The 16136-nt window shown below is 45.2% G+C and carries 17 protein-coding genes; 11 read left to right on the forward strand and 6 right to left on the reverse strand.

Going from position 1 to position 16136, the window contains the following annotated elements:
- Positions 1-19: 19 nt before the first annotated feature.
- Positions 20-295, reverse strand: coding sequence for a DUF1330 domain-containing protein (locus tag ACRRS0_RS17665; protein WP_432451902.1), 276 nt, complete (start codon positions 293-295; stop codon positions 20-22).
- Between the two features lie 91 nt (positions 296-386).
- Between ACRRS0_RS17665 and ACRRS0_RS17670 the strand changes: the two genes are divergently transcribed.
- A complete protein-coding gene (locus tag ACRRS0_RS17670) occupies positions 387-1289 on the forward strand; it encodes a LysR family transcriptional regulator (RefSeq protein ID WP_432451901.1) in 903 nt (300 codons plus the stop codon).
- A gap of 153 nt (positions 1290-1442) precedes the next feature.
- On the opposite strand, the gene ACRRS0_RS17675 is transcribed toward ACRRS0_RS17670, so the two are convergent.
- Positions 1443-1874, reverse strand: a complete 432-nt coding sequence (locus ACRRS0_RS17675) for a DUF3859 domain-containing protein (protein WP_432451900.1) — start codon at positions 1872-1874, stop codon at positions 1443-1445.
- Between the two features lie 159 nt (positions 1875-2033).
- On the opposite strand from ACRRS0_RS17675, the gene ACRRS0_RS17680 reads away from it, so the two are divergent.
- On the forward strand, positions 2034-2474 hold the full coding sequence (locus ACRRS0_RS17680; RefSeq protein ID WP_432451899.1) for a DUF2059 domain-containing protein: 441 nt from the start codon (positions 2034-2036) through the stop codon (positions 2472-2474).
- Positions 2475-2604: 130 nt separating this feature from the next.
- Here the strand turns inward: ACRRS0_RS17680 and ACRRS0_RS17685 are convergent, their stop codons facing one another.
- Positions 2605-3255, reverse strand: coding sequence for a 7-cyano-7-deazaguanine/7-aminomethyl-7-deazaguanine transporter (locus ACRRS0_RS17685; RefSeq protein ID WP_432456145.1), 651 nt, complete (start codon positions 3253-3255; stop codon positions 2605-2607).
- 276 nt (positions 3256-3531) lie between these two features.
- On the opposite strand from ACRRS0_RS17685, the gene ACRRS0_RS17690 reads away from it, so the two are divergent.
- The 5 genes from ACRRS0_RS17690 (at position 3532) to ACRRS0_RS17710 (ending at position 11263) form a co-directional block, all read left to right on the forward strand.
- Positions 3532-7239 carry an ATP-binding protein gene (locus ACRRS0_RS17690; RefSeq protein WP_432451898.1) on the forward strand — a complete coding sequence of 1236 codons (3708 nt, stop codon included), beginning with the start codon at positions 3532-3534 and terminating at the stop codon, positions 7237-7239.
- Positions 7236-7895 carry a hypothetical protein gene (locus tag ACRRS0_RS17695; RefSeq protein WP_432451897.1) on the forward strand — a complete coding sequence of 220 codons (660 nt, stop codon included), beginning with the start codon at positions 7236-7238 and terminating at the stop codon, positions 7893-7895. The genes ACRRS0_RS17690 and ACRRS0_RS17695 overlap by 4 nt, the downstream gene beginning before the upstream one ends.
- Positions 7892-9106, forward strand: a complete 1215-nt coding sequence (locus ACRRS0_RS17700) for a phosphoenolpyruvate carboxylase (RefSeq protein WP_432451896.1) — start codon at positions 7892-7894, stop codon at positions 9104-9106. The genes ACRRS0_RS17695 and ACRRS0_RS17700 overlap by 4 nt, the downstream gene beginning before the upstream one ends.
- Positions 9107-9541: 435 nt before the next feature.
- Entirely contained in the window at positions 9542-10222 is a 681-nt protein-coding gene (locus ACRRS0_RS17705; protein WP_432451895.1) for a MaoC family dehydratase, read from the forward strand.
- 51 nt (positions 10223-10273) lie between these two features.
- Positions 10274-11263 (forward strand): alpha/beta hydrolase-fold protein, encoded by a 990-nt coding sequence (locus ACRRS0_RS17710; RefSeq protein WP_432451894.1) that lies wholly within the window; start codon positions 10274-10276, stop codon positions 11261-11263.
- Here ACRRS0_RS17710 and ACRRS0_RS17715 read toward each other — a convergent pair.
- Entirely contained in the window at positions 11260-11601 is a 342-nt protein-coding gene (locus tag ACRRS0_RS17715; protein ID WP_432451893.1) for a 5-carboxymethyl-2-hydroxymuconate Delta-isomerase, read from the reverse strand. The genes ACRRS0_RS17710 and ACRRS0_RS17715 overlap by 4 nt on opposite strands.
- A gap of 191 nt (positions 11602-11792) precedes the next feature.
- On the opposite strand from ACRRS0_RS17715, the gene ACRRS0_RS17720 reads away from it, so the two are divergent.
- The 4 genes from ACRRS0_RS17720 to ACRRS0_RS17735 all read left to right on the forward strand — a co-directional run bounded on the left by ACRRS0_RS17720 (position 11793) and on the right by ACRRS0_RS17735 (position 14224).
- Positions 11793-12398, forward strand: coding sequence for an acetate uptake transporter (locus ACRRS0_RS17720; protein ID WP_432451892.1), 606 nt, complete (start codon positions 11793-11795; stop codon positions 12396-12398).
- A 313-nt stretch (positions 12399-12711) separates the two neighbouring features.
- Positions 12712-13164, forward strand: a complete 453-nt coding sequence (locus ACRRS0_RS17725; protein WP_432451891.1) for a hypothetical protein — start codon at positions 12712-12714, stop codon at positions 13162-13164.
- A complete protein-coding gene (locus ACRRS0_RS17730; RefSeq protein WP_432451890.1) occupies positions 13161-13766 on the forward strand; it encodes an SCO family protein in 606 nt (201 codons plus the stop codon). Before ACRRS0_RS17725 ends, ACRRS0_RS17730 begins: the two co-directional genes overlap by 4 nt.
- A gap of 11 nt (positions 13767-13777) precedes the next feature.
- Positions 13778-14224 (forward strand): copper chaperone PCu(A)C, encoded by a 447-nt coding sequence (locus ACRRS0_RS17735; RefSeq protein WP_432451889.1) that lies wholly within the window; start codon positions 13778-13780, stop codon positions 14222-14224.
- Positions 14225-14341: 117 nt separating this feature from the next.
- On the opposite strand, the gene ACRRS0_RS17740 is transcribed toward ACRRS0_RS17735, so the two are convergent.
- Complete coding sequence (locus ACRRS0_RS17740) at positions 14342-15541, reverse strand: HD-GYP domain-containing protein (protein WP_432451888.1); 1200 nt, start codon at positions 15539-15541, stop codon at positions 14342-14344.
- Between the two features lie 167 nt (positions 15542-15708).
- Positions 15709-16119 (reverse strand): GAF domain-containing protein, encoded by a 411-nt coding sequence (locus ACRRS0_RS17745; protein ID WP_432451887.1) that lies wholly within the window; start codon positions 16117-16119, stop codon positions 15709-15711.
- Positions 16120-16136: the final 17 nt, after the last annotated feature.

The raw sequence follows: 16136 nt of genomic DNA on the forward strand, positions 1-16136 counted from the left end.
CCGGCGGTTTAAATCAAATTTAAACGAGATGAAACTGACTGCGCATCCCTTGCTCTCGGATTGGAATAATCGCTTGATATGCTGCACTGTTATACCAATTTTGGGCGCTTTTCTTGTCTGGAAATTCGATGACGGCTTTAATTGGGTGCTCAACTTCACCATGTAAGCTCTCTATTTCACCTCTGGCGATGAAGTGCCCACCAAAGGCTTTCAATGTTTCAGCAGCTAGGGCGCTGTATTTTGATAGTTGCGTTTTATCTATAGGGCTCACATCGACGATCACTAAACTTGTCATTTTCTAAATCCTTAAATGATTGAGTTGACATAGCTTATGCTTACGATTAACACTAAACAATAACCCAATAATTAACTTACTGTTTAAATTTATGAACAGCGTAAAATTAGCGCCTTTACTATTAATTTTTGTTGAAGTGGCCAATCAACGTTCATTTACAAAGGCGGCTAACAAGCTTGGCCTGAGTAAGTCGGCAATTAGCCAACAAATTAAGCGCTTAGAAGAAACAACCGGTCAACAATTATTGATACGTAATACTCGAGGTCTTGTATTAACAGCCGTTGGAGAAGCGTTACTCGCCCGCAGTGAATTATTTAGCGAACAACTAAATATGACCTTAATTGAGTTAAATAGTGCCAAATCGCAGCCTAGCGGTAGCTTTAAAGTATCCGTCCCTCCGTTTTTTGAGCAACATATTGTTATTCCTGCATTAAAACAGTTGAGTTTAGAGTTTCCAAAACTTCAGCCTGAAGTTCTTGTCACGGGAAAATGGCAAGATCTGATAGAGCACAACCTAGATGCGGCAATTTTTGGGGGAAATATAAAAGACTGCAGCTACCGAGCACTATCAATAGGAAAGGTATCAGAGATATTAATCGCTTCACCTCGCTACATCACACAACATGGTACTTTAAAAGATGTTGAACAGTTAATCGAACAGCAGTTTATCGCGACCCCTTGGCAACATGATGAATTGCAATTATTTGATAATAATCAAGCCAATAAACGACAAGTGAAAGTGACACATCACGCCCGAGTAAATACACTGGCAACAGTACTTGAGATGGTATTGCATGATATGGGGATCGCATTTTTTCCGGAGTTCTTAGCACAATCTCATCTCGCTAACGGACGAGTCATTCGAGTGCTACCAGAGGTGAGAGGAAAAGCTTGGCATTTTTATTTTTTACATCAATATAAAGGCGAGAAACCAATACATGTCACTCGCTTCTATCAATTATTCCGTCACTACTTCGCCAAGGCTAGCCTATAGCGATAACTGCTAGGCATTTTTATCCACTCGTGATTCAAGCGCAGCCTCCCTCGCTTTTAGCTAACAAATAAACGACCGAAAAAATAGCATGAAAGCCAGTATAATAGTTCGGCGAGGGAGCGTAATGGCTAATGCTTGGATACAAGTAAACACTCACATCCCTCGGCGACGATAAAACTGCTGTGGATCTCCGGGTTGGTCTTGGTAGAGTTCAAAGGATTTATCGGCAATCAGCTGGCCAGCCAATTCGATGGTCATTCGCCACGTCCCCAGCTTATTGCTCACTGGTGGCCAAATTGTATCCCCTAAATAGAAGTCCCAATCGTTATTGCGCACATATACTTCCCCATCAAATGGAGGGCGGACTCGACCATGATCATCTGGAATATTAGGATGATAAATGCAATAACGTAACTTTTGCCCCTTGGCTTTTTTGATATTCACAATCAAGCCAAACTCGACATCCACTTGCGCGGCAACTCGCTGCGTAAACTCAACAATTTGTGGTAGCGCCTTGGCCTCACTATCCCACTGATTATAAATTCCGTAACTATGTAGCTTTACTTGAGGTTTCGATTTAGCCATGGACACCTTTTGCAGACTTAAAAATCATTTATTCTAGCCTAAACGAGGCTAAAACTGCCACGCAGATGCTTTCCCCCTTGGTCTAGACAGTGTAGGCTTAGTCCTTATCAAGTGCGACTTTGTGTTGCCCACACTCTCATAGTAATCAGGGATGACCTTATGAAAACCTTTATCGGTGCCGCCTTAATCATTGCCAGTTTCTCACTACAAGCGACCCCCGTTGATGACCTGCTCGCACTCAATGATAGTGAACAACAAATGGCAGCGATCCGCAGTAATCTAAACAAGGCATTAATGCGACAAAATCCGCCCTTAAAAGACTTTCAGGCAATATTAAACGAATGGGCCAATAATTATCTGACCTGGGAAGAAATGAAACCCAAAATTGCCGAAGTCTATTTAAAACACTTCACCGATGAAGAACTGGCGCAGTTGGTTGCATTTTACAAGACCCCTTTGGGACAAAAAACTCAAGCGCTCAACGCAACGCTAATGCGTGAAACGGCTGTCGCCAGCGCGCTGGTCGCCAAGCAACATCACGGTGAACTCGAGGCCATGTTGAAAAAAGCAATGGCAGCCAAACAATCGGGCCAGCCCTAAGCAAGCACGTTATTTTGACGGGTAGGCATCCAAGCGAGCAGGCCCGCCCTAAAACTTAAAGACTCGGAATCTTCTAATAAGAGCTGTAACCAGCTCTTTGGCGATGACTCTCAAGCCATGTTGCGATTAATTAGGCGGGACTAAGCACTGATAAACGGCTTTGTAAGAAGTGCAGCAACATACCGTATAGCGGCACAAATAAAGCCAAATTAACTGCTAACTTAAAACCATAATCAACCCATGCTATTTCAAGCCAATGTTGCGCCATAAAGGCATCACTACTGGCATAAAAAGCCACCCCGAAAAACAACAAGGTATCCACTACATTGCCGAATATACTTGAGGCTGTCGGTGCTATCCACCAGCGCTTTAAACGGCGTAAACGGTCAAATACCTTCACATCCAATAGCTGACCAACCGCATAGGCAATAAAACTAGCGAGCGCGATCCGTGCAACAAAACTATTCCAAGTAAGCAAGCCCGCTAAACCTTGAAATTGGCCTTGATAAAACAACACTGAAACCAGATAGCTTACTAGCAGCGCCGGTAACATAGCCGAGAAAATGATTTTCCGTGCGCGACTGGCACCAAATAAACGCACCGTTAAATCGGTGGCAAGAAAAATAAACGGGAAAGTAAACGCACCCCAAGTGGTGTGAAAACCAAAAATAGTGAAGGGAAGTTGAACCAAATAATTACTGGCAGCAATCGTCACAATGTGAAACACAGCCAAGATAAAAACACTGCGGCGTTCAGCCTCAGATAATTGTAAAAACCACATAATAGTACGACCTATCTTTTTGATAATTGGGGTAAGAGAACCCAAGGGCGCAGGATTATTCCACAACAGTGAACGCTCTGCAAGTACTAGTGGCACCTAGACCTGCAACTTTTTAGCACCTGATTCGCAATTTTTAAGCAAACCAAACACGCAACTCTTTCGCTTCCTAGGCAATCTTAGTTACACTGCGTCATTGCGCTGGCGTGCGGTCATGCCTCTGCGTAGCTATGGTGTAGTTTGACCATAGTTTATTTAGCTAATTTAAAAGGATGCATTTTGTCTGGCCTATTGCGGATCATCTTGATCGATACCCACCTTCAAGGGGTAGTAGAATTAAAACTCGACCAACATAGTAATATTTGCGGTACCAACGCCTCGGGTAAAACCACCCTTCAGCGATTGATACCGGTATTTTACGGTGAATACCCGAGTCGAGTCGTACCCAGTACCCGAGATAGCTTCGAGCGCTGGTATCTGCCACGCGAAGCCAGCTACATTATTTACGAATACCAACGCTACAACGGTGACCTGGCCCAAGTGGTGTTATCTTCAGGAAGAGAAGATCAAGGGGTAAAATATCGTTTTATTGGCAAGCCCTTTGAGTTAAACGATTTTATTGAACGCCAAGACGAACAAGGAAGCTGGTTTCTCGCGCCTGCTAAGCTCGGCCAACAACTCAAAAAAATCACGCATCAGGGTAAACCTTTAGCCACCACGCGCTTTCTTAATACTCGAGAGTATCGCGCCATTATTCAAAATGACCGCAGCTTACAAAATACCGGCGATTCCGACATCAAAGCCTATGCGCGGCAATTTACTATGTGCGATCCAAAACATAGCTTACGTCACATCGAAAAATTGGCAAAAGCCGTGCACTCCAAAGAAGGCAAGATGGAAACTATCAAATCGATGATTGCCGCTATTTTGGAAGAAGAAGGCGTGACCCTAAAGCCAACATGGGTTGATGCGAATAAAGCACAAGCCTGGATCCAAGAAACCCGACTCATCCAACAGTTTGCAACTATCCGCCCCAAATTTGTCAAACTCGAGCAGATCTACCAGCAGTTGTTGCACAGTGAAAGCTATCTATTACAGCTAGAACAGGGTCTGCAAAATGATGAAGCCGAATTGTTTGCCCAATGTGAACACGGCCAACGCCAGCTCAACCAAACCAAACAGGACTTAAGTCAGCTAGAAAGCCAGTGGCAAGACCAACGCGAAGTGCTCAATCAAGCCGTGTCTGAAGCAAGTGCCGATGTAAACAGTTACGATCGACAATTGAATCACATTGAAGACAATTACCAGAGCTGGCAAGACAAACAAATAGAACAGGCCTTGATGGCTGTCGAACAACTCCCACAGTGGCGAGAACAGCTAAATGAGGTGAGCGAACGCCACCAATTGTTGACCGAGCAGCACAGCGATATTGAAGCCGAACTGAATCAACGGAAGAGCCTGATTAACGAACAGCTCAATGTGGCCTTAAATAAATTACATAAAAACAAAGATCACTTGCAACAACAGCTCACCCAAGAGCGCCAACAGCAGCAGGCGGATCTAAATAATGAGCAGCAACAGCAACAAAGCCAAGTTAACCAAGCCGAGCAAAAGTTTCAGCAGCAACAACATCAGTACCAATTAGAGCTGGCTCAACTGGAAGCTGGCAGCCTGCAAATGGGGCACACCGAAGAAGAAAGCCGGCAACTCAACATCATGGATAACCGGCTGGATGAAGCGCGTCAACAACAGCAGGTTTTATCGAGCCAGTTACGCCAACACAGTGAACAACTACAGCAGCTAAAACAACAGCGTTACCAAGCCGATCAGGAATTGGCGAATCGCAGCCAACAAAATCGTCGACTAGAGCAACAACTGGAAAACTTAAAAGCCAGTTTACATCCTGCAGATGGTAGCCTATTGGCACATTTACGCAGCGAACATCCGCAATGGGAACACTCTATTGGTAAGGTGATCGACCCCAGTTTGTTGTCTCGTCGCGATCTAAAACCACATCACGACGGCGACCCCCACAGTCTCTTTGGTTTAAACCTTGACCTAAAAGCCATCGAAGCGCCCGAATGCGCCGCCACCGAGCAACAAATACTGCAACAACTAGAGCAACTCAAGCAGCAATATCAGCAGGCCCAAACACAACTACAGGAAGCAGAAAGCAACTTAACAACTTATAACAAGGCAATACAGCAACAGGAATTAAGCTGCGCCGAAGCCAGCGCTGCTCACCACAATAGCGAGGACGAATTGAAGCGCCTCCAAGAAGAAAAACAACTACTTAAAGAGAATTGTTCGAAGGCTTTACAGCTGCGCCAAGCGGCCGCGCGTGAGCAACAAAGCCAGCTTAAAAGCTATTTACAAGAGGCCAGTACCCGTCACCAAAACTACCTTGAAGAACTACGCGAACAACATCAAGAGGCCAAGCTAGAAAAGATGGCGTGGTGGGAAGAAAAGGTGGATGTGCTGGCGCAGCAAGTTAGTCAGGCACATGACGCGATTAGCCAACGCCAACAACAAGCAAAACAAACACTCAAACAATTGGACCAATGGTATCGCGGCGAGTTACAAGCACTCGGCTTAGATGATCAGCTGATTGTTGATTTAGCACAGCAGAAACGTGATTTGAACCTGCAAATCCAAGAAGCCGAACAATTTCGCGAGGAAGTCAGCGAATATAAAATTTGGCAGCAACAGGTTTGGCTCAAGCAAAAACCTCAGCTCAACGATGCCCTAGCAAAAGCGCGCCAACAGCAAACCACTGCCAAACAAGCACTCGCTGAGCAACTAAGTGTCTTTAAGCAACAGCGTGATAGCCAACAACAACGGTTAAGCGAGCTAAAGCAACAACAAGAATTCAGCCAACAGCAGCATGCTCAGACGCAAAACTTGGTTCGTCGCATCAAACAGCTGGACTTAATTAAAACGCCACAGCAAGAGCCGAACAGCGCAACACAACACGCAACCCCTGCCGAACGAGCTCGCGATGCAGAACAGCGGATTAGCCAACGTAATCAACAACTGGAGCAGGTGAACGAATCGGTACGCCATTTCGACACCTTGTTAGCCCAGCAAGCTGGCTCCGACTTAAGTGAAACCTGGGAACGCTCTCGGGCCGCTTGCCGTCATCTCCAAGAAGATGGCGAAGCAAGCTTAGCCTACCGCGAATTGGTCCCTCATTTGGCCGAATTACTCAATGGCCTGGTCCCCCAAAAAGTTCAAGGGCTGATCGACCACGGCCGTAATTTAGGGATGAGCATTAGCAGCTTCTATCAAAACTTAAGCGATATTGACCAACGGATCCTGAACCAAAGCCGTCGCATTACCCGTGAAATCGGTGAAGATTTAAGTCTCGATGGCGTCTCCGATTCAGCGGTTAAAATTCGTTCTAAGATTAGCGAACTCGAATTCTGGGATGAATTAAAAACCTTCGTAGATAATTTTCAAACTTGGCAGCAACAAGGTTTTAACCAATTGCCCGATGAAGATTACGCGAACAGCATGCGGGTCGCTTTAGATATTATTGGGCGCAGCGCACTCAAAGAAGGGGTATCCCGGCTATTACTGATCGAACTCACGCTGCGCGAAGGCAACAGTGACTTGGTGATCCGCACCGACCGTCAGCTCAACGAGTCCAGTAGCCACGGGATGGCTTACCTCATCTTGTGTAAGTTCTTACTCGCCTTTACTCGCTTGCTCCGAGGGAATGCCAGTACCTATATCCACTGGCCGATTGATGAGCTAGGCACCTTACACCAGAGTAATGTGAAGAAAATTTTTGACGCCTGTGATCACAATCAAATCCGCATTTTAGGAGCTTTCCCCAACCCTGAATCGGAAGTATTGGATCTATTCACTCACCGCTACATCATCAACCGCGACAAACGCCAATTACAGGTGGTACAGCCAAGAGTTAACTTGCTACAACAAAAACTGAAAGCGGCCAAAGCTAAACAAATGGAGATAGAGTCATGAATCGATTATCTGCCACGGGGATGAGCGAAACCGGCCGGGTGCTTGAAGCCTTACTCAGCGGCCAATTTATTTGTCAGATCAGCGATGAAGATGGCTTTAGTTATCTCAGTAACGAAGCCAACCGTGAACGTATCGATAACCACCTGCATGTATTAAATCGGCGTTTAGCCAAAGCCTGTGAAGGCGAGCTGTACTTCTGTGCCTATCGCGAGTTAGGAGATCAGGAGCACAAGGTGATTAGCCAGCAATTTAATGATATCGCAGGCAGCTTACTACCACTCACCGAATGGTTGATTCTAAGCCAAGAAGCCCTTGGACAAGATAGTCCGATTAGTGCTGGTGCTGCATTACGCCTCAATGAGCTACAAAGCGTGGTCGAAGATACACCAGCGCTACGCGAACAACTGACTAAAATCGCTCAATATCGACTGTTTGGCTCAACCAGTAGTCAAGTGGATGGCCAACTCAAGCAGGTATTTAAACGCCTCTGTGAGCAGGGATACTTGGTCCGCCCCAACCAAGAAAAACAGATCTACATTGCGACTGCCAAGGTTGACTATATCTTCGAAGTGATTAGCTTTATCGACGAGGCCGAAGGTTTAGGCCTAGAACAACAAGCAATGGATGCGATTGGCCAGCAGGAGTCGCTACTGTGAATCAACATCTGCAACAGGCTGGGCTTAAATTATTTAAACTGCTCGCTCGTCATGGCGAAAGCTTGATGCATGCCTATATCAACGGCAAGCTAGATGAAACCAAACTCGATAACAAACAAGTCGAGGCACTATTAAAAAGTGGTGTCATTTGGCGCCCCGCTGCCGATGAGGGTTTACATCTCAGCTCTAACCTTCGGGCCCTACTCGAAGAAGCCCTCAGCGATACCCGTAATCGACAGATTGATGCCAATGTCGGATCTCGACTCGAAACCATAAAAACCTTGGCCGCCCACTATAAAGAAGCCTTACATCATGATGACTTAGCCGCCAGCGACGTCTACCTAAGTGATTTAAGCGAACATTGCTATAGCCTCACCGAGAGCTTACGCCATAGTTCACGTGTCTTATGGAGCAGAATTAATAACGAATTTGGTTATGTCCCTAGTCTTAGTGCTAAGATCCGCGAAAACGAATTGGCCCAACAACAAGTTAGCGAGTTACTCGATAGCTTATCCTTGCTGAACTTCGACGCCCTCAGTCAAGTTGCCGGTGATATTCGTGAACTGAGGCGGCTGTTAGTGATAACCCTCAGTCAAGCGGTATATGACTGCACTCAAGAGCTTGCAGTAGTACAAACCCGACTACTCACACTGCTTGGCCGGTTTAGAGAGTTACGCGGTAAATCTCGACTACTCAAAGGCTTACAGATATTCCATGGCCAGCACCCCGATTTTAGCCCACGCGATCCAACGGTCCAATTAGATGTTACGCCATTGTTTAACCAAGCCCCACCACTGATGCGCAGTGCTAGCATCGATATTCATAACTCTGAACATGAGCATCAGCTACTCCAGGTGGTGAGTCAGCTCCAGCGGCAACATCGCTCCAAGCAAACCTTCAGTGATACCGAACAGGCGGTCTCTCTAGAAAATGTCGCCGAGTTCACCCTGCGAGAACAACAAATTAAGCGCGATGTAGAAGATTATTTATTAGCGGTCATCGAGCACGCCAAAGGACAAACTGCTTTAGAGTATTATCAACAACATCAGCTGAATTGGGATGCCGAAGCGTGGCTATATCAGGTGTGGGGCAGCTATCATGCACTCCCTGAAGAACAGCGCGACTATTTTGCTCTCGATCCGATTGAGGATCTGCACCCTATTTTTAGCGGCAATCGCATCGTACGTGATTTACAAATATGGCTACGCTAATGAGCAAATTTAGTAAAATTCATTTACACTGCTCATCACTCCCGAAGACCTATTGCTCTTCGGGAGTTGTTTTTATGCAATGCTCGATGATGAATACAAGGCAGAAAGGATAGCATTGAGTGGCTCAAGTTCAGCGGACAATCAGCAACGAAAAGCGCTCAACAATGCCGCCAAATAGTTTATTCAAATAAACACTGCCACCATTGATCGGCCGCTCCTAGAAACAGCATCACAACAGCAGAAAATTAGGCCGACCATTGACAGTCCAAAGCTGACATAAAAACGCAATAACCCATTGACACAAAAGACTAAATCAGAAGTGAGCGCTTACATTTAGATACAATCGCTTACAATTTGAATTCATATTTATTTGACTGACTAGTCGAATATTTTAGAATAACGGCATTGTTGAGCCAAAAGCAGTAGGAAGTAAAAGTGAAAGTTGTCGATTTTCTTAAGAAAAAACGTGAAATGCTGGCTCAAAATCCCTTTGAACTCAAAGATTGGCTATCTCCTGCTATTCGTGACCATTGGATTGAATTTCTGAATAAAGCGCATGACAGCCAACTGATAAACTGGGTGAGAGAATACCAGTTAAGTGCCAACAGTGAGCAACAAGCGAGTTTTAAAGAAACGATCGAATTACACCCCAAGGCCGAAGCACTCTTAGAAGAACTTTCGATGCAACTGGGAGAAGAAGTGCATGTGGGTGAATGGCTCACCATTACCCAAGAGCGAATTAACCAATTTGCCGACGTGACCAAAGATCATCAGTGGCTACATACCAATCCCCAGCGAGCCGCCGAAGAGTCTCCCTTTAAGACCACCATTGCTCATGGCTTTCTAACCTTGTCTCTTCTGCCTGCATTAACCGAGAGTGTCGACCCCGAGCAACCACTCTATCCTTCGGCGAAAATGATGGTCAATTATGGGATCAATCAAGTCCGCTTCCCTTACCCAGTCAAGGTGAATAACCGGATCCGAGCACGCACTCGACTCACCCGAGTGGCACCAGTAAAACGTGGTTTAGAACTGGTCAAAGAAATTACTGTAGAAATCGAAGGCTGTCGTCGTCCAGCCTGTGTCGTAGAATCGGTGGTTCGTCTCTATTTTTAAGTGACTAAAATCGCTATGATAGTTCACGTTGGGTAAGACAAGGAGCTTAACGTGAATAACCCCCACCCTCATCAAATTTCACTGCAACAACATTACCACCAACAAAAGCGCTCTTATCAGTACTTGTTGAGCCAGCCGAAAAAGCGCGACAAGCATCAAGCGTTGCCGTTGATATTATTTTTGCATGGCCGTGGAGAAATTGGCGATGATATTCACTTGTTACTGGATTTTGGCCCCAACAGCTATTTAAAACAGCATCAACTGGATGCCATTTGTGTTAGCCCACAGGTTCCCAAAGGGCGCAATGGCTGGGCGATCGCCGAATTAATCAGTTTATTAGATGAACTCGAACAACAACATCATATCGACCGTAGCCGAGTCTACCTCACAGGTTTAAGCATGGGGGGGTTTGGCGCACTCAACTTAGCACTTGCACAACCGCAGCGGTTCGCCGCTTTAGCTGTACTAGCTGCAGGAGACCCAAATCGCTTAGCACCTTGGTCCATGAATATGCCTGCCCGGCCAGTATGCGCAGAACTCTATCAACGCTTGGCGCAGTTGCCCATTTGGCTGGCTCATGGCCTAAAAGATGAAACCATCCCAGCTGACTTTTCTCAAGAACTAGTTGATAAACTCTCGCAACTCGAACGCACCGCCAGTCTGCAATTTACCCAATATCCACAGCATGGTCACAATATTTGGGATGAGCTATACAACCGTCCTAGTTTTTGGCAGTGGTTGCTAGAACAAGAAAATTTGCATCCAAATCAAACTGCAACGGTGTCCGGTAAATTTGACGCCTTACTCGGTGACTATGGTAATCATCAGGATTATGTGTCGATAACTCAGGAACCTCAGGGTTTATCATTAGTATGCAAAGACTTACAAGATAAGACACTACAATTTTCGCTTCACCCAGTGGCCGATAAGCTGTTCTTCTGCGAAATTGGCTGTGTACGATTTATTCAGCAAGCGGAAGCCCCCATACAATTGGCTCTAACCCGACTCACCTTGCTCGATAAATTGCCAAGCAGCGATTAAAGCACCCGCTTGGCATAACTGTCGCGATCCATATCGACCACTTCGACGGTGAGGCTTTTTACCATATTTAAGCTAGCAGACAACTGGCTTAATAGTGAAGCGCTAAGTGCTTTCTTTTGCTGGGTGCTGCGTCCCGATAAAATGCATAAACGGATATGCACCAAGCTATGCTCACTTAATCCGCTATAAACATCCTCATAAGCGATTGCCCGCAATTTTATACTGGCGGGCTCAAATTCACCGCTATCCCGGATGATCTCGAAGGTTTTCCGCAACAACTTCGGGACTTCAATTTGCTCGGCAATCGACGCCGAATACTCAACAATACAATGGGGCATCGTTACTTTTCCTCTCTGTTGCGACAGTGTTAATAAGCTGCAATTACATTAAACAAAAATATTTAGTAATACAATTAAAAAATAACCACACGAAAGTTGATCTAGATCACGCCTAAGTATTAGACTCGCTCAGATAATGCTCGCCCGACCAGCTCCGGCGTTTTTAGCTACTTTTATTTGGAATATACACAATGACCAACACTACACCCGCGAACCCAGCACCACTAGGATTAATGGGTTTCGGCATGACCACCGTTTTACTTAATATTCACAATGCAGGTTTTTTCCCCATCGATGCCATGATTCTCGCAATGGGGATTTTCTACGGCGGAGTATCACAAGTGATCGTTGGAATCATGTGCTTTAAACGCGGTGATACTTTTGGCACCACAGCATTTACTTCTTATGGTCTTTTCTGGCTAACACTGGTTGGGTTAATCGTACTCCCTAAAATGGGCCTCGCAGAGCCAAGCCCAGCAGGTTTCATGGCTTGGTACCTAAGCCTATGGGGCCTATTCACCGCCTTCATGTTTGTGGGCTCATTGCGCTACCCTACCGCCAAACAAATTGTATTTGGTAGCCTTACCGTGTTATTTGCTTTACTAGCATTACATGATTTTACTGGCAATGAAATCATTGGCACCATCGCTGGATTTGAAGGTATTTTCTGTGGCTTATCGGCAATGTACTTTGGTATGGCACTGGTTCTTAACGCCGAATATGGCCGTACCATCTTACCTGTAGGACGCCCATTTGCATTACAAAACAATAACGCACCACTCAAAGTAGCCGCCTAATCGCGCTGCCGGTTTCAAGCTAATTTTTGGTACAAACCTGGCGTCTTAACACGCCATGATCGTGGTCGACATAAGCCCCTCTCTTATCAATTCGAGATTGGGGCGCTTAATATCAACGCTTACAGCGCCACAATCCCTCCCTTGCCACTGGTCACTGCTTTCTCTTACAAATAAGCTCTCAGCGCCTCTATCGAACAAAAAAACCTAAGCAAGTAGACTATTTCAGCATTAAGCCTTGAGAGATCATTTCAAGCGGAGTAAATTAGCCTAGCTTTACCATGGCTTAACATTATGATGACAATGGATTGTTTAATTGACTGGTTCAACTAAGAGTGTTTTTCTGGTTCTCACGATTGTGTGTAGTGCTTTTGGCTTAGGTCTGGGCTTTAGTTATTGGCAAGACCCGAGTACAAAACTTAGTTATCTTGATTGCCCAACACTCAAGTTGGGGCAATGTCAATGGCAAGACCAGCAACAACAGTGGTTACTCAAGCTACCCGGAGAAAATCTGGCCGCCATGCTGGTTCACCCGATCCGTTTAACCACCAATATCACTCAGCCACCGCCACTAGAACTGCGTCTGGAAGGTGTTGATATGTATATGGGCGAGGTAAAAGTTCAACTAAAGCCCAATGCAGACGGCGTCTATTTAGGCCAATTATTGTTACCGATTTGTAATACTGGAAAAATGCGCTGGAAAGGATACATTGTATCCCTTGATCCACAGCAGCCCGTTGCCCTTAGTTTTGAGGTTAATAGTCAATGAAATACCTAGCATGGATTGCCCTATTTATTATCAGCCTTGGCGCTGGCATCGCCAGTTACCAGTGGCTGACCGCGAGCCCACAAGATGCAGACATGACAGCAGCGGCTCCTCCAATCAAAGTCCCTCTCAATCTATTTAAAATCAACAGTGATGATGGGCGTTTTCATCAGCTTAGCCATGATAAACAAATTTATATCGCTTATTTTGGCTTTACCCATTGCCCAGATGTTTGCCCCACATCGTTAGCGCTCCTCAGTGCCGCCTTACAAGGGGCCAGCGAAACACAGCAACAAAAAATACAAAGCTTATTTATCAGTGTTGACCCCAAACGCGATGACGCAAAAACGGTCAGTACCTACGCCGCTTATTTTCATCCCGACATCATTGGATTAAGTCCAAACGAAGGTCAGCTACTCGGTTTAACCCATGCCCTGGGAGTGTATTATAAGTACGTTGATACACCCAATTCGCAGTTAGAATATAGTGTTGACCATAGTTCATTCTTTTACTTTCTCGACGCCGATGGCCAGCTCTTAGCGAAAGTTCCTCATACCCTCGATCCAAAACCGCTGATTAAGCAAATTCAGCGCTTACTCCCCTAAAAGGAATACTTATGCGCCCTTTATTAATTCTACTGAGTTTTATTTTAAGTACCCAGTTAGCCTTCGCTGCGGATACTCTCGAAGTCAGCGAGCCCTATGCTCGCGCCACGCCCCCGAATGCCCCTACGAGTGCTATTTTCCTCAGTATGCATAACACTTCAGAGCAAGCGATTAGCTTAATTTCGGCAAGCACACCCGCTGCTGGTCGAGTCGAGTTGCATACTATGTTAATGGATGGCGATATCATGCAGATGCGTCAAGTCCGGCAAATTGAAGTCCCAGCAAAAGGGACCGTTGAGTTAAAACCCGGCGGTTTTCACTTAATGTTATTTGATTTGCAGAAAGCCTTCATTGAGGGAGAGCAACTACAACTGTACTTGAATTTTTCAGATGGCAGTCAGCAGCACCTGAACGTTCCGGTAAAAAACGTCATGGCGATGATGAAAATGAAACAGTAACACAAGCAAGCGCCTTTTAAGCCTTGGCGTTTCATGTTTGTTGCAGATACAAATGCGCGATAACGACAAGAGACACAAGGCTTGAAGATAAGCGCTTTAGCAAATCAGGCTAAGCGCTTATCCTACCGCCAATTCTAAATAATGATCTAAACAGATATCGTAATCACGCGCTGATACCGCCCCTTCTATTTCCTCACTTTCAACTTTACTTAAGTCCAAAGTCGTCACTTCAAGGTGAGTATGCGAGACCGCGCTATAAATTAGCTTCAACACTGGCTGCAAGGGTTTAAGCTGATTACGAGCCACCACTAAACCCAAACGCCCGGATATCAACTTCACTAAGGTACCAACCGGGTAAACCCCCATACAACGAATAAATTTTTCAACCAACTGTTTATCAAACTGACTACCGACACCTTTTAACAAAATACGGAATGCTGCCGTCGGAGGCATACCACTTTTGTAAACACGATCGGCAGTAAGTGCATCATAACAATCAATGATATTCGCCATCCGGGTATAAGTTGACAATTGCTCACCGCTTATTTGATGGGGATAACCCAAACCATCTAGGCGCTCATGATGATTACTAGCGATATCCAGCATCACTTTGCTAACACCTTTTTGCATTCTCAAAATTGAATAACTGTGAACGACATGCTCCCGCATAATTATAAATTCTTGCTCAGTTAACTTATCTGGTTTGTGGAGTATTGCATTGGGGGTATAAATCTTACCGATGTCATGCAACATTCCGCCCATGAGCAATTGTTTTTGCAAGCCCTTACTTTGGCCTAAAAAACTTCCAAAATAGGCCAGCAGCATACCTACGTTAAGCGAGTGCTCCATTAAATATCGATCTTTGGCGCGGATCCTTGCTAAACATAACATTGCATTACTTTGATTTTCTAATGAATCAATCAGCTTCTCAGCGACCCGTTCCATCGGAGCAATATCAATCGCTTCACCATGTTGTAATTGTTTAAAATAATTACCTTGTATCACTTTAGCTTCATGAAATAGCTTCTTCGCCAAACGTTTCTGAGTTTCATCACTGGATATGTAAGGCTTGCTTGCAGATCGTTCTAGCCCGTTAGCAGGGGGAGGCACAGGCTGTTCAAACATACTACGCGCCCAATCAACTTTGAGCGTTTTTACCCCTTTACTTTTTAATTGGGTAATTTGTCTATTTTGGGTGATCAGTCCTGATTGGCTCACATGGCTATGACCAGTTTGCGATTCGATGGCAACAACAAACATACCTTTTTTCAAGGCATCAATATCAACCACTCTGATATCATAGCTCGAATTCACCATATGGTTCCACGGCTCCGTCAATCAACCCAATCAAAGAGCACTTACGCCCACACCTATTGACAGCATTATCTATGCTTAAAAAAGCCTCTATTTAAAGTGTAGAATGTTATCTATCTCAACAAAGCGACAAATGATGATTTTTGGGCGATGGCTTACAAATTGAGTCATCAAACCGAAGCTAAGTACTCTTTGGCCAAACTTTCTACCTGTGTCTTCTCTTTCTCAGTAAAGGCTGCTGCTCTCGCGGTCAGCGAAGAAAAATTTAAAGTTCCTAAAATTTTCCCATCTTTCTCTAAAGGGGTTCCAATATAGCTTTCTAGATGTAAGGCTTGATAGCAAGGATGTAGGCACATCTCGGTAATCGCACCAACGCGCTCATAAGCTACAGTTTGAGCTTGTCGTAATACTTCACGACAATAGGTAGAGTCAAGTTCAAACTCATCCCCTTGCCGAACTAAATCTAAGCTCGAATAAGCTGCAACGACGCGGTAGTGATTACCTTCGACCTGACTCACAATGGCTAATTGCATGCCCAGATCTTCCATCGCATCCTTCAACCACAATTGAATGTCTAACATACTCAACTCCAAGTGAC

This window comes from Agarivorans sp. QJM3NY_29 (genome assembly GCF_050870835.2).
Lineage (GTDB): Bacteria > Pseudomonadota > Gammaproteobacteria > Enterobacterales > Celerinatantimonadaceae > Agarivorans.

What these genes read in the sequence shown, in the direction of transcription:
- ACRRS0_RS17665 (WP_432451902.1), bottom strand. Translation starts at nt 295, where the DNA reads ATGACAAGTTTAGTGATCGTCGATGTGAGCCCTATAGATAAAACGCAA.
- ACRRS0_RS17670 (WP_432451901.1), top strand. Translation starts at nt 387, where the DNA reads ATGAACAGCGTAAAATTAGCGCCTTTACTATTAATTTTTGTTGAAGTG.
- ACRRS0_RS17675 (WP_432451900.1), bottom strand. Translation starts at nt 1,874, where the DNA reads ATGGCTAAATCGAAACCTCAAGTAAAGCTACATAGTTACGGAATTTAT.
- ACRRS0_RS17680 (WP_432451899.1), top strand. Translation starts at nt 2,034, where the DNA reads ATGAAAACCTTTATCGGTGCCGCCTTAATCATTGCCAGTTTCTCACTA.
- ACRRS0_RS17685 (WP_432456145.1), bottom strand. Translation starts at nt 3,255, where the DNA reads ATGTGGTTTTTACAATTATCTGAGGCTGAACGCCGCAGTGTTTTTATC.
- ACRRS0_RS17695 (WP_432451897.1), top strand. Translation starts at nt 7,236, where the DNA reads ATGAATCGATTATCTGCCACGGGGATGAGCGAAACCGGCCGGGTGCTT.
- ACRRS0_RS17715 (WP_432451893.1), bottom strand. Translation starts at nt 11,601, where the DNA reads ATGCCCCATTGTATTGTTGAGTATTCGGCGTCGATTGCCGAGCAAATT.
- ACRRS0_RS17720 (WP_432451892.1), top strand. Translation starts at nt 11,793, where the DNA reads ATGACCAACACTACACCCGCGAACCCAGCACCACTAGGATTAATGGGT.
- ACRRS0_RS17730 (WP_432451890.1), top strand. Translation starts at nt 13,161, where the DNA reads ATGAAATACCTAGCATGGATTGCCCTATTTATTATCAGCCTTGGCGCT.
- ACRRS0_RS17735 (WP_432451889.1), top strand. Translation starts at nt 13,778, where the DNA reads ATGCGCCCTTTATTAATTCTACTGAGTTTTATTTTAAGTACCCAGTTA.
- ACRRS0_RS17740 (WP_432451888.1), bottom strand. Translation starts at nt 15,541, where the DNA reads ATGGTGAATTCGAGCTATGATATCAGAGTGGTTGATATTGATGCCTTG.
- ACRRS0_RS17745 (WP_432451887.1), bottom strand. Translation starts at nt 16,119, where the DNA reads ATGTTAGACATTCAATTGTGGTTGAAGGATGCGATGGAAGATCTGGGC.